Source organism: Rhodococcus sp. 14-2470-1a (assembly GCF_002259425.1).
Taxonomy (GTDB): domain Bacteria; phylum Actinomycetota; class Actinomycetes; order Mycobacteriales; family Mycobacteriaceae; genus Rhodococcoides; species Rhodococcoides fascians_E.
This window is the reverse complement of record NZ_NPFZ01000038.1, coordinates 37,666-62,311: the sequence shown is the minus strand read 5'-3', so window position 1 is coordinate 62,311 and position 24,646 is coordinate 37,666. Positions and strand designations below refer to the sequence as shown.

Below are 24,646 nucleotides of genomic sequence, written 5' to 3'. Positions count from 1 at the left end.
GGGTTGGTCGGCGGGCAGCGGGGGGAGGGTGGTTTTGTGTCCGTGCCGAACTCCGCACGCGGAGAACGGGCCTTGGGGGTCGAGGAGCATGCCCATGTGGTGGTCTGCGTGGTCTTTCCACCACACGCTCGCCCCGGTGTTCGGGTCTTTGCGGAGGTGTTCCCACGCTCGCCAGAGGGCATCGAGGCGTCGGTAGGCCTCACCGTGGGCCCACCACTGCGGGCACCACTTCTTCTGATTGCCTTCCGAGACCTCCCGGCGGTAATGCGGGCGGATCACCTCGTCGACGAAGTCCAACAGCGTCGTGTAGACCGGTGCGGCTTCGGCGTCGTCGGCGGCCGCCTGCGCTTTCTGCACCTCTTTGTCGAGGGTCGCGGCCAGAGCGCGTGCGGTCGCGGCTTGCAGCTGCCCGAACAGTTCCGGGGTGAGGATCTCACCGAACTGCGCATCGGCGATCGCTGCCACTTCCTTGCGGATCCGGGCGGACACCGCGGCGTCGACCTGCTGTTGGAATGCAGCGGACAACTCGTCGTCACCGACTGCTCCGCCGTCGTCCGATATCGGTCGTTCGCCGTCGGCGTCGACGTCGTCGTGATCGATGCCGCCAGGTTCCGAATCGTCCCCAGGGGGTGCGAGTTCGCTGGAAGGGTCGAATTCGTCGTCGCTCACAGTGACTCGCTCTCGGTCCCGGTGAAGCTCGGTGTCTTACCCAACGTCACACCGCCGTTGCGGATGGGATCGTGCAGATCCCCTGAGCCGCGGTCGTTCTGGGCTGCGGACTTGTCGGCGCGGGCGGTCGCGTCCTGCACGGCGTCGGCGTGGGGTCCGTTGATCCATTGCACGGTTTCGACCAGGACGGGCCGGTTGCCGGAGGAGCGGATGATCGCTCGGCCGCGGGGGAGCGCTTCGAGGTCGGATTCGGTGAGGGTGCGGACCTGTGTTCGTTGGCGTGAGCGGGAGTTCCCACCCCGTCCGGAGGAGATCGAACCGGTGATCTCGTAGTGGTCGCCGAGGGCGGTGGACATGTTCCGTAGGAACGGTCCGTCGTCGACTTTGACGCCGCCTCCGTAGACGGCAACGTTGGCGGCCGACCAGAGGGCTTTCATACCGTCCTCGCCCCAGCAGCGTGCGCCTTGAGACCAGGACTGCAGGATGGACATGATGATGATTCCGCGGGAGCCGAAGTGGCTGTAGAGGCCGGGGAGTTCCTGCCAGCGAACGACATTGGCCACTTCGTCGAGTGCGAACAGGAACGGGGTTTTCAGGCGGCCGCCGGGGATTTCGCTGGCGCGTTCGAGGATCTCGTCGCACACTGCCACGGTCAGTGCGGTCACGATCGGACCGACCGAGCCGATCCCTTCCTTGGACAGGCTGTAGAGGGTGTCGGTGTCGGAGCGCGCGAATTGTGCGGGGTCGAACTCCGGTCGGGTGTCGCCCGGGCCGGAGCGTTCGATCCATGCGTGCACCGATCGGAACTTGAGGCAGTTGATCATTTTCTTTGCGGTGGTGAACACACCGGAGCGCTGCTTGTCGGTGGCGGTGTAGTGCGCGGACAGACCGTCCGCCATCAATGCGTAGCAGGCCTGGCGGAGCAGGGTGATCGGTTCGAGGTTCTGTACATCGGTGACCCACCGGTAGACCTGTGTGATCGGTCTGCGGGCAACCGCGGCCGTGAGGATCAGCGAGGCGAGCAGATCCTCACCTTCGGGATCGAAAAACGCATCCTTCTTCGCTGCTTGCCCGTCTTCGCCGACGGCGAACTGTTTCGCCAGCGCCGCTGCTTTGCGTTCCTGCACCGAAACATCGGCGTCGAGGGTGTCGAGGTCGCCGGCGTCTGCGGTGGTCGCGGTGTCCGAGCGCACCCACGACAGTGGATCCCACACGAACGTCGCCGGTTCCTGAGCGACCCGCTGCGGGTCGAAGATCCAGACGGTGCCGATCTCGTCGCGGTAGGCGCGGGTGACGTCGACGACGTCGCGTTTGTTGCTGGTGGTGAGCACCGAGCCCATCGCGGCGAGGATCGCTGGAATGACCCGGGAGGTGGTCTTACCGGTACGGGGACCCCAGATGTCGACGTGGGTGGATTCGATGTCGGCGTACAGGCGTGCTCGGGTGCCGACCATGATTCCCAGCGGCACACCGGGTTCGCAGCCCCGGTCGACGGGCGTTCCGAGGCGTTCGGCGACCGAGCGGCAGGCTTTGTAGGTCAACGACTTCACGTCCTTGATGCGGCCGAGATGTTCGGCGGCGTCGTCGACGCGGCTGCGACGAGCACGCCGGCGACCGAGAGCAACGCCGAGGGCGCCGAGTAGGGCCAGTATCAGCAGTGTGAAGAACACCGCCACGACGGTGGCACCGGATGTCCACACCAGATCCCCGGTGTAGAGCTGAGAGACGACGTCGGCCGGATTGGCCGGGACCTCCTGCTCGCTCCCCAGGCGCAGGGACATCGATGCTCCGCCTCCGATCAGCACAGCAGCCCCGGCGAGACCGCCGAGAAGCCACATCGTGGCGGAGTCGTTGCTCGGATCTTTGACGTCGGTGTTCATGGTGAAGTCCTCTCGTGGGTACGGGTCATGGCTGTTGGGTGTGTGTCGAGTTCGCTGTCCGGTTCCGTCTGGTCCGTGTCGAGCTCGTCGGAGTGGGGGAGGACGCCCAGGGCCGCGGCTTTGGCGATCAGAACCGACCACTGCGCGATCGCCGTCTCGGGTGCGCTCATGTGCGGTACCGGAAGTCGGACAGTCGCCACCCGCCGGGGGTGGAGATGATCGTGGTCCGCCAGGTTTCGACCGGGCGCAGTGTCGACGCGCCGCTGGCGTGCAGGACGCGTTGGCGGCAGTCGAGGTCGACGATGACGGTCCGCATACCCTCCGGGGTGGCCGGGGTGTCGGCGGCAGGGGTGCACGTCGCGGTCAGGGTGTCGCCGGACGCTGCCCAGGCGTCCCATTCCCGATCCGGACGCAACTGCGTCGTAGTCTGCGGCGCGTCGAGAGAGTCGGTGAGCGGCACCGTCAGCCAGGGCCGCGCCCGGGCGAGGGCGTCGGTCTTGTCGGCATCGAAGACTGGTTGCCAGGACAGGATCGCGTTCATCGCAGCCGCGGCGGCCTCCTGCGGCCCGAGAGCAGCTGGGTCGAGGGGGTCGATCTGCACGTGAGCGTCGGTGCCTTCGGGGATCGGATCGGGGTCCGGTGAGCTGCCGCAGCCTGCGGCGAACATGGCGATCGCGACCGCAGCGGCTATCGATTCCAGCGCACGAGCACCGGATGTGGTGCGAGAGCCCCGGGTACGAGAGGCATTGTGGGTCATGAGTTCTGGCTCCTGAACGTCGGTTCGGCGGCGATGATCTTGTCGGCATACGGTCGGGTTTGAACGATGTAGTCGTTGGAGCCGGTGGGGAATCCCCCGGAGGAAAGCACTGCGCCTTCGCCGGCGTTGTATCCGGCGAGGTAGAGCTCGGTGGGTCCGTTCGGTGCGCTCACCCGGCCGTCTGCGATCCCGGCATCGATGACGCCGGCGATGTCGCACATGTATTGGCCTTGCGCCATGACCGCGTCGCCGATGGAGTTGATGTCGATCGACCCGTCGCCGTCGTAGTCCTTGCCGTAGGTCGCCCAGGTGCCGGGCATGAACTGTGCGGGGCCGCCGGCGCCGGTGTTCGAGACGGGGGCGCCTGCGCCGTAGGAGAAGCCGTTCTCGGCGTCGAGCTGCGCTGCCAGTAGCGAGGACTTGATCTGTGGGCAGATGCCCCCGGCTTTGCGGAGCCAGGGTTCGAACTCCGCCGGTACCGATCCGGCGGCGAGATCTTCGCCGAGCCCGGTCCCGGGGGTGGTGCATCCGGGGGCGGCTGCGGACGCACCCGGCCCTGCGGCCGTCCCGCCGGGCAGTTGGCCCCAGACGGCGTTTGCGTCGTCGAATCCGGATGCATCGACGGTGATGTGTACGTGGTTCATATGGTTTTCGTTGTCCGAGCCGCGGTCTTCCATCAGGGAGGGTTCCTGGCCGGGGAAGTGGATGGTTTGCCGCCAGATGGCGTACTCGAGGTGGAAGAAGTCGGCGTGGGCCATGACGTAGTCGAGGACCTCGTTGCCGAGGGCGACTCCGTCTCCGGAGGAGTAATTCGGGATCATCGCGTCGACCGCGCGGCCTTGTGGATGATCGTCGGCTGCTCCGCCGTTCGCTCGCCAACCACCGAGGGAGTCGAGGCGGTCACCGAATTTCAGGGCCAGAGCGCGCATCACGCGTTTCGTGCCGACCTGCAGGTTGGTCTCGGTTCCCATCGATGCCGGGGTGGGCGTCGACAGATCCCCGCCAGCGCCGGGGGCTGTTCCGGCGAGCTGGTCCACCGGCGCCGGCGGTGGGGCGGCGGAGGACGCGCCGGGTGGTGCGCTTCCGGGGGCGGGTGCGGCGTCGTATTGAGCGAGGGGATCTATGGCGGTTCCGCCTGCGCGGCCGCCGTCCCAGATCTCGAAATGCAGGTGTGGGCCGGTGGATTCACCGCGGTTGCCGATGGTGGCGATCAATTGCCCTGCGCGAACGGGTTGACCGGCGGCGACGGTGAACGTGTCGACGTGGCCGTAGACGGTGGAGACGGTTTTGCCGTCGATTACGTGATCGAGGACGACCCACTGTCCGAACCCGCTGGCTTCCCCGGCGGCGTAGACAGTACCGTCGGCGGCTGCATAGATCGGGGTCCCGATCGGCCCAGCAAGGTCGATGCCTTGGTGCATCGACCCCCACCGCACACCGAAACCGCTGGTGTAGGTCACCGCAGCGGGGTCCACAGGTTTGATGAACGAACCCGGCGCAGCCAGTAGGTTCCCCGGCGTCGCGCCGAGCTGCGAGGTCCCGGGCAGGCAATCGGTCGACGCAGCGGCGCGGTCTTGTTCATCCTGCGCGAGGAACGCCGCGAGCACTGCGGCCCCCAACAGGACCCCGACTGCCGCGATTGCGACTGCCGTCAGCGCCGAGGAGCCACCCCGATCGCTCACCGCAGCTCCGTCGTCGGCGCATCTCTCCCGGCAGCGAGACGGTGATTGAGTTCGGCGGCCGCAGCCAACGCCCGGCGCAGCTCCAGCACTTCGTCGTAGTCGGTACGAGGGCGGCGTCCGGAGTCGTTGACCCACCCGCGGACGGTGGTCGCGGCGACACCGATGTGTGCGGCGACGACTGCGCATGCGGCGGTGAACGAGGTTCCTTGCTCGATCGCTGTGCAGACGGTGCCGATCGCAGCATCGCGGGTCTCGTCGTCGACGAGCCGGTACTTGCGACGCTCACCCGCAGCGGACTCTGCCCGGGCAGTGTCCATCGCACGGGTGGCCATCGCAGTGGGTTCGGTCGGCGAGAAGCTGGTGTGCCGGGCGAGGTGGGCGCTCATCGGGTGACCGCCGCACGGCGCTGCTCTTCGGTGGCGGCGTCCAGACGCTCGTCCGTGTCGTGAATTCCCGATTTCTTCTCTGCCGGTGTCACCCACACCCGGAACGGGACACCCGGGCGGCCACCTTCACCGAGCTTGAGCAGAAAGTGCCCCATGCCGGAGGGGGGTTGTTTGACCGACTCCAATGGTTCGGCGATACGGCTGGGGTCGAGGTCCTCGACGCTCTCGTGCGGGTCGACGGCGTCGCAGTGCCGCGCTTCGCTGTCCTGGTGCACCCACATGGGGGTCTGCGTACCGGCGAGGAAGAGCAGCGACCTCGAGCAATGCTTGCAGCGGATCCGGGCTGCGGTCATAGCGGTGGCCGCCGAGCCGAGGTCGGCCGAGTCGGACCAGTTGGTGAGCATCGTCTTCTCGCGTTCGGAGAACTGCATCACCTCCGACAGTCGGGCGACCTCACTGCGGGGAATGGGGCCGATGATGCGGGCGCGGGAGCGTTCGAAGAACCCGGACGCACCGACTTTTTCGAGGTCGGCGACCGAGTGAGTGACGGCGATGACGCCGACACCTTTGGTGCGCTGCAGGCGCTGCACACCGTCGAGGCGGTCGACCATCGTCGGACCGCACGAGAGGACCTGCCACAACTCGTCCATGAGGATGGAGAACGCCAGGTGCGGGCCGTTGCCGCTGGTGGCGCGCAGGTGCGCGGCATCGACCGCGGCGAAGCATTCCGACCAGCCCGAGACCAGCACAGCGGCCCGCATCAGGGAGTCGCCTTCGGGGACTGCGGACATGTCCAGGCAGGTCGAGGGGTTGTCGATGTCGATCCGGACGGTGGTGGCGGAGTCGAACGTTTCCCCGAACCGGCCCTTGGTGAGCGCGCGCAGAGTGCGCAGCAGCGGCTTGACCTGTCCGCGGTACTCCTCGGGGCTGTCGGCGACGACATCGTTCTGCAGCTCGTCCGGGCAGCTGTCGACGAGGTCGAGCAGGTCCGACAGACGCGCGGGCCGCTCGACGTCGTGTCCGCGGCCACCATCTGCGGCGGGGGTGTAGAGCAGGCGGATACCGGAGTCGATGACCGCTTCCTCGTAGTCCTGCAACGGAGAACGGCGCACGATCTCGCACAACGCCAGGACGAGGTTGACCTGGCGGAAGTGCAGCGCGAACTCGTAGCGGCGGCGCAGGTCCGGATCGATGGTGATGTAGCGGGCCAGTGCGACCCCGATCGGTCCGGGATCGAGAGGGTTGAGTGCACCTGTGCCGTAACCGACTTCGTTGACACCGGTGGTGCAGACCGCTTCGGTGAGCTTGCGACCGTCAGGTTTGACATCGCCCGGCCACATCACCCGAATACCGGCGGCGATGTCCCCCAACGCGATGCGGCGCAGCAGCGTCGATTTACCGAATCCGTTGAGCGCGATGATGATGCACGCCGGTGCGGTGATCGCGCCCCGCTCCTTCGCGGCGAGCGGGGAGAAGCCGACCGGGGCGCCGGTGGACAGGTGCGGTCCGAGGATCGGACCCAGGATCGGGGCGGATGCACCGAAGATCCACGGGTACAGCCCGGCGACCTGTTTGGTGGTGCCGCGGTATTCGACCGGGGGCAGGACGGTGGCCATGCGGCCACTGCCCGCGCCGGTGAAGCCGCGTTCGTCGGATTCGGTGAACACTCCGCGCTGCGTGCCGTCGCCGAGGAGTGCGCGGTCGCGGTCTCGGTTGCGGCGGTGATTGTCATCGCGGTTGAGCAGTGCTTGGAGCCAGCGCGCTTTGACACCGGTCGCGGCCGCGGCGCGTGCTTCGAGTGCGCTGCGGCCCTCGTCGGAGAGCACCCGATACTTGTCTGCCTTCACTGGCTTTGCGGGCTTCGAGTCGGCGGGGCGGGGTGTGCGTTGGGTGAGAGTGCCGGGCATGACGGGTGTTCCTCTCGCAGGGGCAGGATCGGCGGGTGGGCTGGTGCGGGGTGACGAGCGGCGCGGGGTGTTATCCGTCGGCCAGTCGGGGCAGGGAGGTGTGCTCGGGAGCGGACACCCCGATGCCGAGTCCGACGGCGAAGGCTGCGTCCTGCCAGTAGTGGCTTCGGCGCACCGACAGCAGCGCTTGGACGGAGACGTCACGCAGGATCGCGTCGATGCGTGGGACGTCGGTGGTCTCGGCGGGCCCGGTGACGGTGACCAGGATCGCGAAGCGGGTCATGCCGTGGCCGAGGGACTGCTCTTGTTGGGCCAGGCTCGCGGCGCGTTCGTCGTTGACATCGCTCATGTTGTCCAGGCCGGTGCGGCCCGAGCGGCGGGCGCGGGCATTGCGGTAGTCGCTGGCGGCGACGTCGGCGGCTTCCCCGGCGGGATGGACGCGATAGAGGATCGTGACCCGCTTGTGCGGCAGCTCGGCGTGCGGGCGGATCAGGCGTTCGAGGACTCGCTCTGTCACAGCGCGTTTCGGTGCCACCCGCATTTCCCAGGTCACCGACACTGCGCCGTCGTGGAAGTAGCGGTCGCGTTTGCGGAACGTGGTGCGTGGTCCGCAGTCAGACCACGACAGGCCGGTTCCCTGTCCGGAATACAGGGCCGCTTCGACCGCTTCGAGAGCTGAGGGATCGTAGGAGCGGCGCACAGTCCCGGCGACCTCGTCGGCGGTCATGGGGGTGCAGATAACCCCGGCTGCTGCTGCGGCCGCGGTGATCTCGGGCAGTCGGCGAGCGATCTCGACGGCTTGCTCGATGGGGTCTTTGCGGCGTTCGTCGGTCTGGGCTTGGAAGGTGATCGCCAATCGTGCGGCCATCCGGACGCCGCCTTTGGCGGTGCCGGTCGCGGTCTCGTACATCGACTGCCGCGCGAGCTCGGGTGCGTCGCGGCGGACACGAGCACGGACGGTTTCCATCAACACCGTTCCGGTGTCGGGCACGGTTTCGAGGACTGCGGCAACCAAGGGAATGTCGGCGACGTCGCCGAACCCGCCGAGCTGCTGGCCCCAGTTCGCCACTGCCCGGTCCAAGTGTTCCTGGTCGAAGTTCTCCCCGCCCTGAGGTTCCGCGGCGAGCTGCACGGTGTAGTAGTGGGTGTCGGGCAGATGGATCATCGAGAACGTGCGACCTGCGGAGTCGATGCCCTCGTAGAGATCGGTTCCCGCCAACACACCCGGTAGACGGAGCACGCCGCCGGGGACCTTGGAGAACGCGCCGGAGGCGTAGATGTCTTCGCCGCGCCTGTTCGACAGCAGCGAGGTCCGCCAGCCCGAGAAACGCCGGTGACCGCTCTGGCCGTCCTTGTTCATCACCATCGGCACGATCAGCACCGCGCCGACCGCGAGCACCAACCCCGATGCCGACAGCGACCGGGTGACCGCATAGGTGCCGATGATGGCCACCGCGAACCCCATCCCGAGGATGGTGACCGCGAAGCTCACCCCGAATGCACCACCGGAGCGCGGCAGTCGCCATGCGCCGTAGGTGGTCGGCGCCCTGTGCTCGCTGCTCATCGGATCGACCGGTGTGTGCGTGGCTCGATGTCGACTGCGGCCGCACTACGGTGTGCTTCGTACGGCCGGGTCGGTGTCTGCGTCCGGTGTGAAAACTGCTGTGTCATATCTGAAATCCCCTGTTGTTGTCGTTGCCTGCACTGCTGTCCGGCACTGGTCCGCTGCTGGGGCCGCCCGCACCGGATCCGAACGAATCCGGAGCCGAGCCACCGGAGGCGGCCGGCGGGGCTGCGGCGTCCGCGGAGCGGCCCGCGCTCTGCGCCCCGGTGTCCGCGCCGCCGCTACCCGACGGCATCGAACCGCCGCTCGGACCACCGTCACTGGTGCCGCTGTCGCTTCCGCCGCCACTACTGCCTCCACCGGAGGGGCCGACGCCGAAGGAAGCAGGAACCGATCCGGACGACGACGAGGGAGCCCATCCGTCGACACCGCCCCCTGATGCCGCACCGCCAGCACTTGCACCTTCGGCTGCTGCGCTCCCGCCGCCGGTGGCGACCATCGATCCGACCTGGACAGCGGCGCCGATCATCGCGCCCGCGGCCGCGAGACCACCGACACCGCCGGCGGCTTCGGGCATCAGCAGTTTCATCAGCGACGGCAACACCAGAGCGGTGCACGCAAGCAGAAGTGCCCCAACGACGGCGGTCATCATGCCGCCGTCCTGATCCTGTGAGGGTGCCGATTGCGCGAACAGCATCGCCGAGATCCCGATGACGAACGCTCCTACGGGCTTGAACAACAGGAACGCCAACGTCCAGGCGATGAGCCGCTCGTAGGCGCTGGCTCCAATACGAGTGCCGCCCGCAGCTGCAGCGATCGGCAGGAACGCCGAGACCACCACCAACATGCCCATGCGCATCAACAGCAGGAACACCAGGCACAGTCCGCCGATGATGCCGATCAACCCGATCGCGAAGAGCATTGCGATCCCGCCCGGGGTGGCGAAGGTGGTGATCCGCACCATTGCTTCCACGAGCTTGGCCGGGTCGTCGCCGACGGTCGAATCGAGAAACCACGTCGAGATCCCGTCGGAGATCCGAGTACCGACGACGACGAAGAACCCGATCGAGCCTGCGATGACGGTGGCGCGGGCGAGCTGGCGGAAACCCTCCTCCGAGACCTGCCGGATCGCCCCCGACCGGGCGAGGGCGAGTTTGCCGCCGAGCAGGATGATGGAGACCATCAGAAACGCCAGCTGTACGTCGTAGGTGTAGGAGCCGACCTTCGACAGGACCGTCTGATACGCGGCCTCGTCTTGGCCTGGAATCGAAATCCACCAGCCGAGAGCGAATTTCAGCCCGGCAGCGCCTGCTTCACCGAACGACAGTCCCGCTTGCTCCCACGCACCTTCGGCGACGTTCTTGGCGGCCTCGAGTGGTGCGCTGGCCACGCTGGCTGCGCCGTCGACGCAGCTCGGCATACCGGTATCGATACCGGCGGCACCCGCGATCTCGGTGATCGCGGACGTGGCGAGTCCGGAAATGGAGGTGCATTGTGCTACACCCGCGGCGGTGTCCGCGATGTCGGAGACGATCGACGAATCATCCTCGCTGGGTGCCGGTTCCGGATCCTGCGCTGCCGCTGGAGCAGCGCACGCGAGCATGACTGCGATCGAGACGAGTGCCGCGAGGATCGATGCCAGCGCCGTCCGTCCGCTACGCGGGTTCACCACCACTTGTGCCACCCCGGTTCGAAGGGCGTCGAATCGAGCTGCACTCCGATCGTCGGGCCGCGCTGGTCGCCGTCTCGTCTCCCCTGCACGACCCACCCGCGGCCGTCGTCGCGCCAGATCACGTCGAGGTAGAGCCGCCGGTACTGCGTGCCGCCGGTATCGAGGTTGGCCGAGTATCCGAACCAGACCCTGGTGAGGGCATCGGTGTAGTCCACGCGCACCGAGGGCAATGCGACGGCGGGTGCGCCGTCTGCAACCGATCCGCGGCCGCGGAGATCGTTCGCCTGCCGGCGCACCTCGAGGTCGGAGTCGGCGTCGTCGATCTGCTGCGATGCCGCGATCATGGCGAGTCGATCGTTTCCGGCAGCCAGATATGCCATGTAGTGCGCCCCGGCCAGTGCTGCACCTTGCGGGGTGTGCGCGAATCCCGTTGCCACACCGGATGAATCGATGGCCGTAGGACCGTCTGAGGTGGAGAACGGCAGGATCATGTTCTCGTGGATGCGTTGCAGCATCACACCGGACGGCGCGGCATCTGCAGCTCGTCCGGCGGGTGGGGTGATCTGCTCGAGGATGACCCCGTTGGGATCTTTCGGAACGTAGGTCACTCGGCCCAGGGTGTCGAACTCGGGATCGGGTTCGAACAGTTCCGCCTCCGGGCCGGGTGTGGCCGGGGCCGATGATCCACCGGCGTCGACCGAGACCAGGGGAGTGTCTTGATCCCTCTGCAGTACAACGAGACTGACGACGATTCCGGCGAGGATGATGACCACGACAAGACCGACGCCGATCAGGCCGACGGTGCCGATTTTTTTACCTTCGGGTTCTGGGGGTGATGCCTGGGGCTCGGCGGCTGGTGTGGTGGGTTCGCTCATCGGGGCGCACCGCCGAGTGCGACCATGTCGGTCGGCATTGTGTCGAGGGCGGTGACCGGGTTACCGGCGACTTCGGCGGTCACGAAATCCTGCGGGACCGGCTCGCGTGCGGGTTCGGGGAGGGCGAGCTTCCAATCCTGATCCGACCACACCACCTTGGCTGCGACCGCAGCCAGTGAATCGTCCGAGAATTGCTGGACGATCGAGACCGTCGCAGCATCGGGGCTGTAGGCGGGCAGGGTGTAGCCGATGATCGACGGGGCAGCCGCCGGGTCGGTGCCGCTGACTTGGATCAGTGCCCGGTTCCCGGCGTAGGCGTCGCGCCCTGCACCCGGGACGGTGACAGCGGGCAAAATCGTCGACCATGTGCTGTCTGTGGCAGTGGCGAGCTGCACGGACTGACCGATCGCAGCGAGCGCTGCTCCCTGCGGTGTGTGGGTGAAACCGGTCAACGGTGCCCCCGGCGTCGACGTCGGACCGTCCTGGCTGCCCAACGGGACCGCGATACCACCGAACGTCGTCCACGACGCAATCTGCGGCGGCTGGGCGAGATCGACCGCTGCGGGACCCTCTGCTGTCGCATCGGGGGCGGGATCGCCGGAGCCGCAGGCTGCGGCAAGAAGCGCTACTGCTGTCGCAGTGGCCGCGGCGATCGCTGTGCGGGTGCGGATGCTGGTGGGTGTCATGATCGTATGTCCTTCGATTCGGGCCGAAACGTTCTGCGGCAACGGTTGTCAGGGTGGGGATTGCTCCCCGGATGGCTGCTCACCGCCGAGAGGCGGGTTGACCTGTTCGATCTGTTCGACGAGGTTGCCGCGTTCGGGTTCAGCGGGTGCGGTCCCGGCGGTGTCGAGCATTACTGCGGCGATACCGCCGGCGGCGGCGGCGGCGAGGATCCAGCCGATGACCGCGGCGAAGAACTCGGCGGCCACCGGGGATTCGACACCAGGGGTGTGCTGGTGATCCCAAGCCAGACGAGCCCCGACGAAGACGATCTTGCCGACGCACGCGACCGCGACGAGGGCGAGCATCCACCCGAGCACGGTGTTGATATCGGCGACCACCTGCTGCGGTAGCGCGGCCACCATGTCCGGGGCAGGGATTGCGGGTGGTGCTGTGTTCATCGTGTTCTCGCCCCGATGGGTCTATCCGCCGGCGACGGCGTTGAGGATGGCGTTTGCGCTGCCGGAGACGATCGCCCCGACCAGAGCACCGAGGAGGATCTTCGGAGCCTGGATCGAGCCTTGGTTCCATTTTTCCCACGCCATTTTTCCGCCGGAGAAGACGATGGCGGCCATGCACGCGAGTAGGACACCCCACAGCAACCAGTTCAGTAGTTTCAGCAGGCCGTTCGCGCCCGGTGGAAGTTCGGCGGTGACGTTGAATTCGATGGCTTGGACCGAGAAGTCCTGCACTGCTTGTGCGGTAGCGAGGATCATGATGTCGAGGGCCTTTCGGTGGTGGAGTGGACACGAGGCTCAGCGAGAGCGTTCGCTGAGACGGGGCCGAACAGGGGGAAGAGGACAGATCGTGTAGGGACGCACCGTGTTTCATCCACTACCGGTGACGGCGTTGAGGCTGGCGTTGGCACTACCGGGGAGGATCGCTCCGATGCACTCGACCCGGATCGGTCCGCCCACAACGTCGTTGTTCCTCACGACAGCTCACTTCGTAGCCAACCGAGGACCACGATTATGCTGCTGGCCAGGATTAGAGAAGCAATGGCCCTGAACAGTTTTCCGGCTGGTCCTGCGGTGATGCTCTCGTTCCAGATCCCCGCAAATGTGGCCGTGCGAACTGCGAAGACCACAACAGCCACCGCAGCTCCCGCTGCGACCACGAACATCAACACACGAACCAGACCCAAGACCGACCGGAGGGGGAGTGGCCCGACCGGCGGTATATCCGGTGTGCCATCGGGACTCGACGAGTGGGCGGCGGCGACCGCATCGACGGTCATCGCCAGCGCGTTCATGCGGACACCCCAGGGATGAACAGTGTGGGGATGCGAGCGTGGATGGTGTTGGTGAGGTCGATCGCGGTGTGCTGGAGATCAACCGGTAGGCCATCGACCGGTGCGAGCGCGCCCGCGTCGAGGGGATGCCAACGAGGAAGTCGGCCGAGGGCGGCAGAGAGCAGGTGCCTGTGCCAGCCGATGTGCCAGACCTGCTCGAACGCGGCGGCCACGACGTCGCGGTGCTGGCGGATCGGTTTCTCCAGGTTCGGTGCGGCCGCGACGGTGATCAGACCGAGCAGCTCCGACCCTGCCCCGACTTCTCCGCGGGAATGTGCGAGGGCGAGATTCTGGGCGGCGGAAAGCGATTTGAACGATTCGCGGGCCACGAGCACCACGTACGGGGAGACGCGGTCGCGGTCGTCGCCCGGTGGCCAGGAACCTTCGCTGTCGGCGGTGAACGCCCAGAACCGTTCCAACGTGCTGACCCCGGCTTCGCGGGTGGCGCCGAGTAGCCACAGCGCCGGCGAGATCCAGTCGGTGTCGCGGCGGTCGGTACCGGTATCGCCTGGGTGTGGCGCGGGATCGGATGTGTAGTGGGCGGTCATGCCTGTTCCCTTCGTCTCTGGTCGTCGGTCTCGATCCCTGTGTGGGTGCGGCGGCGCGGTGCCGGGTGTTGGCCTGACGCGATTCGGTGCAGAGCCAGGTCGGAGAGCGTGTGCAGAGCGTGGGCGGTGGCCGGTGCGATCTGCCGGTGATCGAGCAGGCCCGGTGCGGCCAGGACCGGGTCGAACGGAACTTCGATCAGCCCGGCCACCAGGGGCGTGAGTGCGGCACGGATCGGCGCCAGATCCACGACCGATCCGGGAACGGTGTGGGTGAGCACGATGACGGCCCCGGCCAGGGCTTCGGGGCCGTGGGTCCAGCGCAACCGGTCGAGGACCGTGCGCAGGCGGGTCAGGGGCTGCGCCCGGACCGGCGCGGCCAGCACCAACAGTGCGTGTCGGCGCAGAGCCGCGGCGCGGGGTGCGTCGACGGCTGTTCCGAGGTCGAACACCCGGGCAACCCCACGGGAGGAGAGGATCGAATCGAGCAACATCAGGTCGCTGCTCTGCGCAGGGTCTGCGCGGCGGGCGTGTGGCTCGTGGTCGAACTCGCCAGCATCGAAGTGGTGGTCGCCGAATCTGTTGGTGGACAGCGACGCTGATCCGCACAGCACGATGCCCCCAGTGCTTGCAGCCGAGGAGGCCGGAATCGCGGCGGTGATCGAGGTATCGGGCAGCGGCCGGGCTGCAGCACGATCGAACAGATCTCCGCCGTCACTGGTGGCGTCGACCGCCGCGACCGGAAGAAGCTCGGCGAGGGTGTGGGCCACACCGAGAGCAATGGTCGTTGCTCCCGCACCGCCGGATCCGGCACCGATCACGATGCTGACCCGCTCAGGTGCCACATCCGTCGACGCTGATGCGGACCGCAACTCGGGGGCCCGAAACTCTGTGGGGCGTAGTGGTGTCACGGCGCTCACCGGTGGTCGTCGGCGTTGCTTCATCGGACCTCCTCGACGTTCGCGATGGCGTAGCTCTCGCCAGTGCGGGTAGTGGTGATGCGTGAGGCGATAGCCGACTCCGATCCGGACGGGGTACGCAGGGAGAGTGCAACGGCGTGGACATCGGGGATGTCGGTGGCGGCGATGGTCACGCAATGCTCGGTTCCTGCGGGGGTGCGGTCGATGACGGCCTGGATGCGTTCCGCCGGGGCCGGCGAGGTCATCAACGCTGCGACCGCTGTCCCGGAGCGTTGTACGTAGTAGGCATGCTCGAATGCGGCGATGACACCGACGGCGCTCGCGCGGTTGCCGGCGTCGTCGGTGGTCGTCGCGTCGGCTGTCGCGGCGGTGGTGCACCACGGCGCGGCCGCGGGCGTCGTCGGGGCGGCGGTAGTGGCGGATGTGCGCGGAGCTGGCGGCTGCTCCGGTGCGGCGGCCGCCGGGGTAGCTGGTGTTTCGTCGTGTCCGGTCACGACGACTGCGGCACCGATCAGTGACGCTGCGGCGAGGACTCCAGCAGCGATCCAGCCGATGGGAACCGATCGTGGCCGGAGGGGGGCTGGGGGCGGCGTCTGCGGTACTGCGGCGGAGGTGTCGGGGGCAGGTGGAGGAGGTGCGGTGGGGCGGCGTCGACGGAAGCGGCGGTTCGGCTCGTCCATCACGAGCCTGTCGGCCGGCACATGCGCGCTCACCCAGTACGGCACCCGTGCCGGTTCGTCCACCTCGCCTTGTGGGTAGAAGCCGGACACGTCGGAGTCGACCCCACCGCCGGTCGAGGGGGCATATCCGTCGTTGGCGTCCTCGTCGGTGTTGTCGACGAAGGGATCATCAGTAGGCATGTCGTCAGTGGGAGTGTCATCAGTGGGTTCGATGACAGGTGATGCTTCGTGGTCGGCGGCCATCTGCCACTGGGGGTCGAAGTATTCCTGCGGGTCCGGGAACAGCACCGCGGTCTGCCGGTGATTGTCGGTCGCCATTGTTTTCTCCTGTGCCCCTTCGGTGCTGGGCGAAGCTGGGATAGTTCGGCACTGTGTCTCGGTCGTGGGATTGCCGGGTCGGTGGTGCTTCGGGGCGGGCGGCGTTCCGGCCGCGTGCGGGACGGTCGGAACGCAGCCCTCCCCGAAGCGGGTCGTGTGGATCGGTCAGGCAGGGACAGCCGGGTGGAAGGCGGCGGTGATCGCGGCGTCGATAGCCGCGAATGCGGGTGCAGCGGCAGCAGTCGCTTGGTCAACCGCGTCGAGGACCTGCGGGCCACCGATCTGGGTGGTGACGAACCCGCGGGCGGTCTCGACCGGGTTCGTCGGCTCCGTCCACACCGATTCCGTCTGCACTACTGGCGCGGGGGCGGGGGTCGGTGCGAGCGGGGCCGGAGCTGCGGGCGGTGCAGCCTCCGGAGCGGGGGCAGGTTCTGCTTGAGGGAAGTCGGGCAGGTCGATCTTCTGCGGTTCTCCGAGATCGCCTGCACCGTAGGTGGTTCCCAGTGCCAAGCCAGCTGCTAACCCGGTCGCTGCTCCCAGTGCGGTCGCCGGGGCTCCGATGACCGCAGCACCCAGGGCGGCTCCGCCTGCTGTTCCGGCGATGCCCGTGGTGATCGGTGCGATACCGGGTGCGATGGGAATGAGACCGCCCGCGAGGGCGCCGGCGATGCCGCCGATGGTGCCGCCGCCGAGTGCACCTGCGATGGTCGCGGGTGCACCGAGTGCGACTGCTCCGGTGACCAAACCGGCCCCGCCTGCGGCGATCTGGGAGGCACCGAGGCGTTGGGCGCGATCGGTGGGGACTCCGATCGAGCGCCAGAAGTCGGTGACCTGCGCTTGGATCACGGCGGTGGAGTTGTTGGTGCGTTCGAGGTCTTCATCGGAGAGCCAGCTCGGCTGATCGTCGTAGAAGTCTCCGATCTTGAGCACCTTCGCCGGGGCTGCGGTCGGGACGGTGGGGTCCTCGACGGCGACGGGGCCGTGCAAGGTGTTCACAACCAGCGGCGCAGCCGGTTCGACGTCTACAGCCGGAGCAGCTGGGGTGGTGTCGGTGTAGGCCCCGGTGGTCTCGTCGTCGTAGTAGGCGTCCCAGGTCTGCCATTCGCTCTGGTCGTACTGAACAGGGGGAGCAACCCAGTACACACGCTCGGCCTGCGGTGCGGGTGCGGGTGCGGTCAACTCGCCCTGAGTCGACGGTGCATCCGAGGTCAGCGGGCCTTGGGTCGAGGGTGCTGCGGTGGTGACGTCGCCCTGTGTCGACGGTGCGTCGCCCGGCGCTGCTGCTGCGGTTCCGTAGCAGAACACGGCCATTGCCGATGCCGCGGTCGCTCCTGCTGCGATGCGGGTCAAGGAGCGGGTGGGGATCTGGTGCTTGCCCATGAAAGAGAGCCTTTCGAGTCGGTGGAGCTACTGGATGGGGGTGTGGTCCGGCAGCGGAGTCGTACTGGCGGAAGTTGTTGGGGTGGATGGCGATACAGAGGTGGTGATGGATGGTGCGCTCGGTGTCGTGGTGCGGGGAGTGGTCACTGCCGACGTTGTCGCTGTCGGGGATGTCGCCGTCGTCGACGAGGGGCCGGTGGCGGTGGTGTCACCGACATCTGCGGCGGCGGCGGCGAGCCAGTCCGCCACGAAGCGTGTCGCGGACTCTCCCTGGGGTGTCGCCACGGCGGAGGCGTAACCGGTGTGGGCGGCAATGGTATTGGCGTAGGACGTCAGGGCGGCGAGGTCGAACAGGTCCTTGTTGGCACTGACCTCGCTCTTGACGACATTGAAGGCCTGCTGTATCACTCTCTTCGATGTCGCCGGTGGTACGAGCTCGATCACTGCTTTGGCGGTCTTGGCTGCGATCACGGCGAATGCTGCTGCGGGATTGGACAATCCCGCAGCGGACACTTCCGCGATGGTCTGTGGAGTGATGACCTTCTTCGCCACCGAGACCACAGCGTTGACTGCGACGAGGCCGATCTTCGTGAGGGCGGCGATGGCTTCTTGTCCGGTCGGCGGCTTTGCTGCCGGGTCGGAGGCTTCGGCGAAGCGTTGCGAGAGTGTCTTCTTCGGTGTGATGGACAGGTTCTCCAGAGAGTTCTTCGGTACCGCGATGTCCTCGTTCACGACGTCGACGGCGACACCGAACGATGTCGAGGCCAACGCGAGGCCGATGGATTGCACTGCGCGGAAGGGATCGCCCCCGACCTCGACTTGACCTGCGACGTTGGTCACTGCGCGTGCGATGGGGGCATTTGCCGGTGCGTCGCAGGCCAGGTCTCCTGTTTGGCAGAAGGACGCCACCCGGCCCGAGAGTGACCCGAAACTGGTGGCGACGTCGCTGGTCGGGCCGATTCCGGCCCCGGCCGGTGCCGGTGCAGACACTGGAGGGAGCGCCGAGACGTGGTCCCTGGAGGATCCGGGGGCCGACGTCGGAGTGTCGTTGCTGCTGCCGGGAAAGACCGGAGATCCGGCCGCGCGCGTCGGGGATCCGAACAAGGCCGCGGCTGCGATTCGGTCGGCTGGCACCGCTCCTGTGCCGGCGCCGACCGCTTCGAGAAATTTCGATGCTGCGTGCGCGCCCTGGCTGTAGCCGACGATCGCCAACTTAGTTGCAGGGCAATCGGATATCACCTTCTCGGCGGCGGCTTCGAGGTTTGCTGCAGCCTCCTCTACTGAGACGGTGTAGGGCTGCTTTCCTCCTGGAACCGCACCACCGAATGCGGCCGGGTACGGCATATAGGCCCGATCGAGCGACGAACCCAGAACACGGGCAGCGTCGAGAGCCGGGCCGAGGACGGTTCCGAGCATTCCGGTGTCCGCTTTGATCGGAGCGTCGGGTGACGATTCACCCGTGCCCTGGACGGCGAGGGTGAACAGTGCCGGGCACTCGGTGACCAAGTCATCGAGCCACGGCTGCTCCGGACTGGCCGATGCAGTGAGTGACAACGTGAGAGTCTGGGCGGCGGTCACCGACAGTGCGCACCCTAAGACGGCGGTTACCACGCCGATCGATCTGAAACGATCTCTGGCGGACAATATTTCGGCTCCTGTCAAGAAGGCGGATGTCAGGTGTAGACGGCAGGGTGACCCTGAGTGAAGAGCGTCACTCGACCGAAGGGACAGCCGAGGGGATGAACCAGAACTAGGGCTGCAAGTAGAGACAGAGCGGTAGAGAAGCGCGTTTGGAGAGCGTTACTGGGTTCTCGTGGTGCTCGGATCGGGACATGCAGGCCCCGATCCGAGCACCACGACTAACTCCGCTCTGCTAACGGATGAATTGGCCCAGGAAGATGATCCACTGCAAGAAGAACGGCACCCTATTTCCTTTCTGCTGGTGTGGTTTTGGACAACTGCGATTCGACGGCCGGGATGGGGGACGGAACTCGGGCGAAATGACGGAACGCCCTGCGTCGCGGCCCTCACCCCAGCCGGTTGCCGTGCGAACGGTTGGTAGACAACGTTCGCGCGGACTGCGGCTATACGAGACCGGGGGATGGACCCGTACCGCCGGGTCGAGGTGTGGCAAGACAATCGGCGTACGACGAACAAGCGTCGCTACATGGTCGATCTTTCGTGCAGCCCACCACCCGCCGTGACGATGCACTCAGGCTGCGCGCCCGAGTGCATCGTCACGACGGGGATCGCCCACAGGTGCGCTGAAAGTCATGTCAGAGTCGGACCATTCGCCAAGAAGCGCGCCGGTGTCCTCGCATCGCATCTGATGCGTCACATGCGGTTCGGACACACGGAGTGAACAGGTCGCGAGGCCGGGCACCCTGTCGTTCACTGATGGGCAAAGTTTCGCGGGCGCTTCGTCCTGACCGAGGTGTAACACAATCTTGTCGATTGAAGATTGCATGAATGTCCTCCATATCTAGACGCACCTACTGACGGACGCGGCTAGGCTGGAAGAGCCCCGCATCCGTACAGGAGCTACGGCTTGCTGGTGGTGCGGGTAGTGATGAAAGGCCCTGGGTGTGGCGTGATTGGCGTCGTGACGCACCCGGGGTTTTTCCATATGCGGACGTTCAGGGGCTCGCCCGCGTACAGCTATATGTCGTACCGACCGGTCGGGCGCTGTTGGGCGTCAGAGCTAGCGTGATCCGGACATGCGTGTAGCCCGCACGACAAGTACTCGTGGGAGCGAGTCCTTCTGCGGGCATTCGTCTGGATCCAGCGTTCGGTACAGCTCCTACGTGACCATTGGTGCGGACCCGCGCGAACTCGGATAACAAGTTGCCAGCAAATTGGTCACCCATCTTGAAGGGGGCGCCGTATGGCGACAAGGAAGCGAGAGGCCAGATTCGAACCGGCTCTAATTTCGTTAGCGATCGCATATGAGCTCCTGGCGTTGGGATTGCTGCTGCACGCTTGGGCGGGGAAGCCTGTGGGTGGCGGGCGTTTAGGTGCAGTTGTCGTTTGCAGACGCGAACCCCGGGGCGGTTAGCGCCATTCAGTGGCGTCTCCGGGGCTTTCTCCTTTCGTCGTCCCACGCCGACCAGGTTTGTCTGCACCGCTACGTTGAGCGGCTGAGGTGGCATCGCGAGCCCTGATGACTCCCGCCTATCACGACATTTGCATCGTTTAATGTCATGCATAGACCAGACCTTAGTGGAGGTGCGGCATGGTGTCTAGCAATGAACGGAATGCGACAGTGAGCCGACGTGTCTTGCGGGGGTTCGACCCTGCACGGCTGACGTCCTTGCGAGAACAAAAAGGCATGAGCCGTGCAGACCTCGCTCGAAAGGCCGGGCTCGGAGGCGCCACCGTCCAGCAGTGGGAGGCCGGCACTCGGAGCCCTCAGGTCGACACACTGGCCCTTGTTGCGAAGACCCTGGACCTGCCTATGAGTGCGCTTGTGGAAGTACCTCGGGATCAGCGGTTCCCTGGCGATTGGCGAGTTCTTCTTGGGCTTACTCAGCCGCAGCTTGGTCAGCAGGTGGGCATAAGTACGTCGATGGTTGCCCGGATCGAGCGTGGTGAAGTAAAGCTGACCGACGAGAACGCTCGTCGCCTCGCTCTGGCGCTCGAAATCGACGTCGACGAGCTCGTGCGTAGTTTCGAACGAGCGAGAGACCGTCCGGCTGGTGTGCAGGCATAAGGATGCTTGCTCGCCTCTGAACAGGGGTCTCACCTGAACCGACGGCCTGGGCTGCGGCGGAGGTAAGAGTGGAGCGACTAGCGACGGCATGGGTGCAGTATGTACCCCGATTCTAAGCAGAGCAACTTAAAAGCAAAATCATGGCAAAAAACGGCACTGCTGCGACTAGATGGAGGTTCGTCCAGCTAACTTCGCATCGAACTGGGATTTTAGAGTCAGCAATTGCGAATATTTTGCATATTTGGCATAGGATGCGGCAATGCAGCAGACAGACGACCTGGCTCGCTTCGGGAAGGTAGTGGCGGCGCGCCGGGCGAGGCTCGCATTGACCAGATTCGAGGTACGTGACGCCGGTGGACCATCGGACACCACACTCGGCAATATCGAAAACGACACTCTTGGTCGGGCACCCAGTCCGGCCGTGCTCAGGAAACTCGACCAAGGGCTGCGATGGAGCAAAGGGAGCGCGGCTGACGTCCTTGCCGGCGGCGATCCAGTCCCGCTGGAGAGCCTGTCGAATCGCAACTCGGGATCGAGCGTTCCCGGCACAGAGCCCGACGCGATCGTGCTTCCGCTCGATGAAGTCAACAATCTTCTCGGGCTGCACAGGCAGCTCAACGCCGTGCACGAAAGTTGTCGCGGCGCTGATCCCCCGCTAGATAATTTCGACCAGGTCATTGCAGGTTTCAACGCATTCGTATCCCGGGTCGCCGGTCGCTATGCCACTGCAGTTTTAGAGCGAAGTGGAGGCCCTGGAAAGACCCTTCCTCCGATGGCGGAGATGGCCTTCGGTCCTCTCCTCGACAAACCCACTGTCGACTACGACCCGGTCGAGCACGAGGAACAGCTCTACCGCCGCTGGTTGGCCGGAAGGCGCGACGAAATCGACGACGAGATGGACGCCAGGTTCAGGGACCGATGGGCAGAGCGCGAGCGAAGCAGTTGAAGTTGCGAAGGAAATGGGAAAGGGTGCTTGCTCGGGGCCAAGCGTCCTGCAGTACTCCGCGGGGAGAGAACATTCGGAAGGAACAGATCACGATGGACAGCCAGCTACCGCTACACAATCGAATCGGCAGGCTGTTCGAGGGCTTTCGACATCTGGGAACACCAGATGAGCTGGATCAACGGGTCGCGGCACATGTAGGCAAGAACGTCGGACGCAAAGTCAGTGTTGAACAAGTGAAAGCGCTCCGCAGTCAAGCAGCAGACAGCCCCGATCGAGACGTACTCGAGGCGGTGGCCTCATTTTTCGAAGCGCCGGTAACTTACCTGGTCGGCACCGTTGCTCAGCAGATGGACTACAACGCTCAGCTCGATTACTTCGACAATGTGCGGCAGTCGCAGGCGACGGTCTTCGCACTACGAACCCGCGTACCGCAACTGACCCCGGCGATTGCGGAGCGTCTGAGTGAGCTGGTCCGCGACACCCATGAACGTTTTGAGACGCAAGCTCCTCGGCATGCGCCCGCCGAGGCCGGCGAATCGGCGTAATGGGCTCGGTTCATGATGCCGCCGTTGCAGCAAGAAGAATCGAAGACCCCGAGCTGCGTGCAAGGTCCTTTCTCGATGCGCTGCAACTTCCGTTTGCGAGACCGTGGTCGATCGACCGATTCGTCGCAGAGGTCGGTTTCAGAATCGGTCGCGTAATTCTGGTGCTCGATCTACCTGACGATTTGAGCGAGAGCGGGGAAGTATCCGGCTTCTGGGTACGAACTGCGCCGGTAGATGTGATCTACGTCCGAGATGATGTAGATCCGCTGTTCCGTGAACAATGCGTCCTCCACGAAGTCGCACACATCCTCCTTGGTCACGAAGCCGATGTTGTTGTCACCGAAGACATTCTGGTGGAGTCGTTCATGAGGATGGCCCCCGCCATCCCCAGAACAATGATCAGTGCTCTTGCTGAGGAGCAGCGTGCGAAAGTGTGTTTCACACGAGTTCCTGACTTCCTTCAGCCCATCGAAGCGGAGGCCGAATGGCTCGGCACACTCATGCTCGCCCGAGCCGACTCCCTACGTAAGCCCTTCTACCCGGAGAGCATCGACTCGAAAGACAAGGAGACCCTGCGCCGGGTGGCCACAGTTTTCGGGTGGCAAATGTGAGCACGTTCTTCGAGGCAGTACTGCCAATAGTGTTGCTGGTGTTCGGTCTTCAACGCCTACCGCTGTACAAGCGGAAGCCGAAAACACGCCCCATGACCGTGCTACTACTCACTCTCAGTATTGCGCAGATGTTCAGAATTCACGCGCTGGCAGACGACAAGCTTGATCCCGTCATCCATGACGCAACAGGCCTGTGGAACGTGTCCGTCCTGATAGCTCAGGCACTGGCGATTTGCGCCGCGACACAGTGGGTCGGGATTGTGGCTCATTCGACTCAACGTAGCTTTCCACGTCGCACTCGTTATGCCGTCACGATGGCGCTGCTCGTCGGTCTCGTCGTTTCTTTTCTGCTCTCACCCGCACCGTCCAGACCTACCTACTACCTCAGCCAGACTTTTGCAGCCGAAGGCTGGATGTTGGTCTATTGGGTCATTTTTCTCGGAAGCCTGTCTTTGTGCGTGGCGGTGCCGTTCTACCTGTTGGCACGCATTGCTTTGATTGTGAAGACCGGAGAACTAGCACGGGTCTTGACCGCCGCTGCGGTGGCGTGCGGGATGATATTGCTCTATGCAGTTCACAAGATCGTTTACCTAGTGGCGTTCGCCCGCGGTGTAGAAAACTGGTACACCGCTAACACTGTTCAGATATCTCTTTTTCTCATCATGTCACCTCTACTTGTCGCCGGATACGTTGCGTGGGTGTACATCTGGACGACACTGCTTCCCCGCATCCAGCGGTACCGCAGCATCGTTGCGTATATGGATGAGTGGCAGGCCTTGGCTGCTCGAAGCAACGCCATTCTCGCGGACACCCTGATTCCGAGCTCCAAGCGGGCTGCCTGGCGAGCCAGCAGAAATTCCGTTGCGTCCACCCGACTCATGGTCGAGATGGTCGACGGAGAAGACGGCAAGGCAACATCCGCGGGAGCGGCTAGAAGATGAACGGGATCAAGCGCTTGGTGCCCGCTATGTACTCGGCGTACCCCTCTCCTAGGCCTTCAAGCATTGCTGTCTCTTCCGACGGGATTCGGCGGATGTATCCGCCCGCCAGAAATGACACCATGACAGGAGCAAGCCAGTTCCCGTATGCGGTGCAGAAGCCCAGTGCGCAGATCAATGCCCCGGTGTACGAAGGATGCCGGACAAACCGGTACGGCCCCGTCTGCACCACCAATTGCTCTGGGTGTGTGTGGACTTTGAACGTGAAGGACTCCCCGAGCCTCCGTGCCGAAGCCAACCGGAGCGCCTGCCCGAGCACCGCCGTGGTCAATCCCATAGCGAAAATCGTTCGTGGCCGCCGCGTAACGACGGTTGCCGGGGAGGCCACGCTGAGCAGGAGGCCACCGCCGTACGCCAGTGCAAGACCACGGCCAACGGCTCGACCTGACCCGTTATCCCGATTCACGGAGCCCACACGCGGCCTCCGCTTGCCCATCTTGTATTCCGACAACACGAATCCGGCGAATGCGGTGGCCAACACCGCGGCTGCCGGTCGACTGGTCACGAACAAAGGCAGCCTCTTGACGCTCATGCGACACAGCATCTCAGACTCCGCGCCCGCTTCAAGACGTGCTATGCACCGAGCCA

The 24,646-nt window shown here is 65.4% G+C and carries 25 protein-coding genes; 5 read left to right on the top strand and 20 right to left on the bottom strand.

The window, feature by feature from the left end; translation table 11 throughout:
* The 19 genes from CH292_RS29470 to CH292_RS25375 all read right to left on the bottom strand — a co-directional run.
* Window positions 1-669: DUF4913 domain-containing protein (locus CH292_RS29470; protein ID WP_256978570.1), on the bottom strand; the 669-nt coding region annotated here is incomplete at its 3' end.
* The gene (locus CH292_RS25455; protein WP_094656005.1) at window positions 666-2,549 is read right to left on the bottom strand and encodes a type IV secretory system conjugative DNA transfer family protein; all 1,884 of its coding nucleotides are present in this window, start codon (window positions 2,547-2,549) and stop codon (window positions 666-668) included. The genes CH292_RS25455 and CH292_RS29470, both read right to left, overlap by 4 nt.
* Window positions 2,546-2,719 carry a hypothetical protein gene (locus CH292_RS29040; protein WP_179278083.1) on the bottom strand — a complete coding sequence of 58 codons (174 nt, stop codon included), beginning with the start codon at window positions 2,717-2,719 and terminating at the stop codon, window positions 2,546-2,548. The genes CH292_RS25455 and CH292_RS29040 overlap by 4 nt, the downstream gene beginning before the upstream one ends.
* Window positions 2,716-3,306: a hypothetical protein gene (locus CH292_RS25450; RefSeq protein ID WP_256978569.1), complete on the bottom strand. Its 591-nt coding sequence runs from the start codon at window positions 3,304-3,306 to the stop codon at window positions 2,716-2,718. Before CH292_RS25450 ends, CH292_RS29040 begins: the two co-directional genes overlap by 4 nt.
* Entirely contained in the window at window positions 3,303-4,988 is a 1,686-nt protein-coding gene (locus tag CH292_RS25445; RefSeq protein WP_094656004.1) for a M23 family metallopeptidase, read from the bottom strand. The genes CH292_RS25450 and CH292_RS25445 overlap by 4 nt, the downstream gene beginning before the upstream one ends.
* Window positions 4,985-5,374: a hypothetical protein gene (locus tag CH292_RS25440; protein ID WP_256978568.1), complete on the bottom strand. Its 390-nt coding sequence runs from the start codon at window positions 5,372-5,374 to the stop codon at window positions 4,985-4,987. The genes CH292_RS25445 and CH292_RS25440 overlap by 4 nt, the downstream gene beginning before the upstream one ends.
* Complete coding sequence (locus CH292_RS25435) at window positions 5,371-7,281, bottom strand: ATP-binding protein (RefSeq protein WP_094656003.1); 1,911 nt, start codon at window positions 7,279-7,281, stop codon at window positions 5,371-5,373. The genes CH292_RS25440 and CH292_RS25435 overlap by 4 nt, the downstream gene beginning before the upstream one ends.
* A 70-nt stretch (window positions 7,282-7,351) precedes the next feature.
* The gene (locus CH292_RS25430) at window positions 7,352-8,845 is read right to left on the bottom strand and encodes an SCO6880 family protein (RefSeq protein WP_094656002.1); all 1,494 of its coding nucleotides are present in this window, start codon (window positions 8,843-8,845) and stop codon (window positions 7,352-7,354) included.
* 103 nt (window positions 8,846-8,948) lie between these two features.
* Entirely contained in the window at window positions 8,949-10,520 is a 1,572-nt protein-coding gene (locus tag CH292_RS25425; protein WP_179278082.1) for a hypothetical protein, read from the bottom strand.
* Window positions 10,511-11,392, bottom strand: coding sequence for a hypothetical protein (locus CH292_RS25420; protein ID WP_094656001.1), 882 nt, complete (start codon window positions 11,390-11,392; stop codon window positions 10,511-10,513). The genes CH292_RS25425 and CH292_RS25420 overlap by 10 nt, the downstream gene beginning before the upstream one ends.
* Complete coding sequence (locus tag CH292_RS25415; protein ID WP_094653463.1) at window positions 11,389-12,078, bottom strand: hypothetical protein; 690 nt, start codon at window positions 12,076-12,078, stop codon at window positions 11,389-11,391. The genes CH292_RS25420 and CH292_RS25415 overlap by 4 nt, the downstream gene beginning before the upstream one ends.
* 48 nt (window positions 12,079-12,126) lie before the next feature.
* Window positions 12,127-12,516 (bottom strand): hypothetical protein, encoded by a 390-nt coding sequence (locus CH292_RS25410; protein WP_249300178.1) that lies wholly within the window; start codon window positions 12,514-12,516, stop codon window positions 12,127-12,129.
* Between the two features lie 21 nt (window positions 12,517-12,537).
* Window positions 12,538-12,831, bottom strand: coding sequence for a hypothetical protein (locus CH292_RS25405; protein ID WP_008720862.1), 294 nt, complete (start codon window positions 12,829-12,831; stop codon window positions 12,538-12,540).
* Window positions 12,832-13,046: 215 nt separating this feature from the next.
* Entirely contained in the window at window positions 13,047-13,367 is a 321-nt protein-coding gene (locus CH292_RS25400) for a hypothetical protein (protein ID WP_094653464.1), read from the bottom strand.
* Window positions 13,364-13,954 (bottom strand): DUF6668 family protein, encoded by a 591-nt coding sequence (locus tag CH292_RS25395; protein WP_094653465.1) that lies wholly within the window; start codon window positions 13,952-13,954, stop codon window positions 13,364-13,366. The genes CH292_RS25400 and CH292_RS25395 overlap by 4 nt, the downstream gene beginning before the upstream one ends.
* Window positions 13,951-14,895, bottom strand: a complete 945-nt coding sequence (locus tag CH292_RS25390) for a hypothetical protein (RefSeq protein WP_143545795.1) — start codon at window positions 14,893-14,895, stop codon at window positions 13,951-13,953. Before CH292_RS25390 ends, CH292_RS25395 begins: the two co-directional genes overlap by 4 nt.
* Window positions 14,892-15,869 (bottom strand): hypothetical protein, encoded by a 978-nt coding sequence (locus CH292_RS25385; protein ID WP_094655999.1) that lies wholly within the window; start codon window positions 15,867-15,869, stop codon window positions 14,892-14,894. The genes CH292_RS25390 and CH292_RS25385 overlap by 4 nt, the downstream gene beginning before the upstream one ends.
* 165 nt (window positions 15,870-16,034) lie before the next feature.
* Complete coding sequence (locus CH292_RS25380) at window positions 16,035-17,249, bottom strand: hypothetical protein (RefSeq protein ID WP_094655998.1); 1,215 nt, start codon at window positions 17,247-17,249, stop codon at window positions 16,035-16,037.
* Window positions 17,250-17,276: 27 nt separating this feature from the next.
* A complete protein-coding gene (locus tag CH292_RS25375) occupies window positions 17,277-18,827 on the bottom strand; it encodes a cutinase family protein (protein ID WP_256978567.1) in 1,551 nt (516 codons plus the stop codon).
* 1,654 nt (window positions 18,828-20,481) lie between these two features.
* On the opposite strand from CH292_RS25375, the gene CH292_RS25365 reads away from it, so the two are divergent.
* The 5 genes from CH292_RS25365 to CH292_RS25345 all read left to right on the top strand — a co-directional run bounded on the left by CH292_RS25365 (window position 20,482) and on the right by CH292_RS25345 (window position 24,001).
* On the top strand, window positions 20,482-20,958 hold the full coding sequence (locus tag CH292_RS25365) for a helix-turn-helix domain-containing protein (protein ID WP_094653471.1): 477 nt from the start codon (window positions 20,482-20,484) through the stop codon (window positions 20,956-20,958).
* Between the two features lie 259 nt (window positions 20,959-21,217).
* Window positions 21,218-21,904, top strand: coding sequence for a helix-turn-helix domain-containing protein (locus CH292_RS25360; protein ID WP_094653472.1), 687 nt, complete (start codon window positions 21,218-21,220; stop codon window positions 21,902-21,904).
* Window positions 21,905-21,996: 92 nt separating this feature from the next.
* Complete coding sequence (locus tag CH292_RS25355; protein WP_094653473.1) at window positions 21,997-22,449, top strand: hypothetical protein; 453 nt, start codon at window positions 21,997-21,999, stop codon at window positions 22,447-22,449.
* Window positions 22,449-23,060 (top strand): hypothetical protein, encoded by a 612-nt coding sequence (locus CH292_RS25350; protein ID WP_094653474.1) that lies wholly within the window; start codon window positions 22,449-22,451, stop codon window positions 23,058-23,060. The genes CH292_RS25355 and CH292_RS25350 overlap by 1 nt, the downstream gene beginning before the upstream one ends.
* Window positions 23,057-24,001, top strand: coding sequence for a hypothetical protein (locus CH292_RS25345; protein ID WP_094653475.1), 945 nt, complete (start codon window positions 23,057-23,059; stop codon window positions 23,999-24,001). The genes CH292_RS25350 and CH292_RS25345 overlap by 4 nt, the downstream gene beginning before the upstream one ends.
* Here the strand turns inward: CH292_RS25345 and CH292_RS25340 are convergent.
* Window positions 23,991-24,590 carry an isoprenylcysteine carboxylmethyltransferase family protein gene (locus CH292_RS25340; protein WP_094656009.1) on the bottom strand — a complete coding sequence of 200 codons (600 nt, stop codon included), beginning with the start codon at window positions 24,588-24,590 and terminating at the stop codon, window positions 23,991-23,993. The two genes, CH292_RS25345 and CH292_RS25340, sit on opposite strands and share 11 nt — an antisense overlap.
* Window positions 24,591-24,646: the final 56 nt, after the last annotated feature.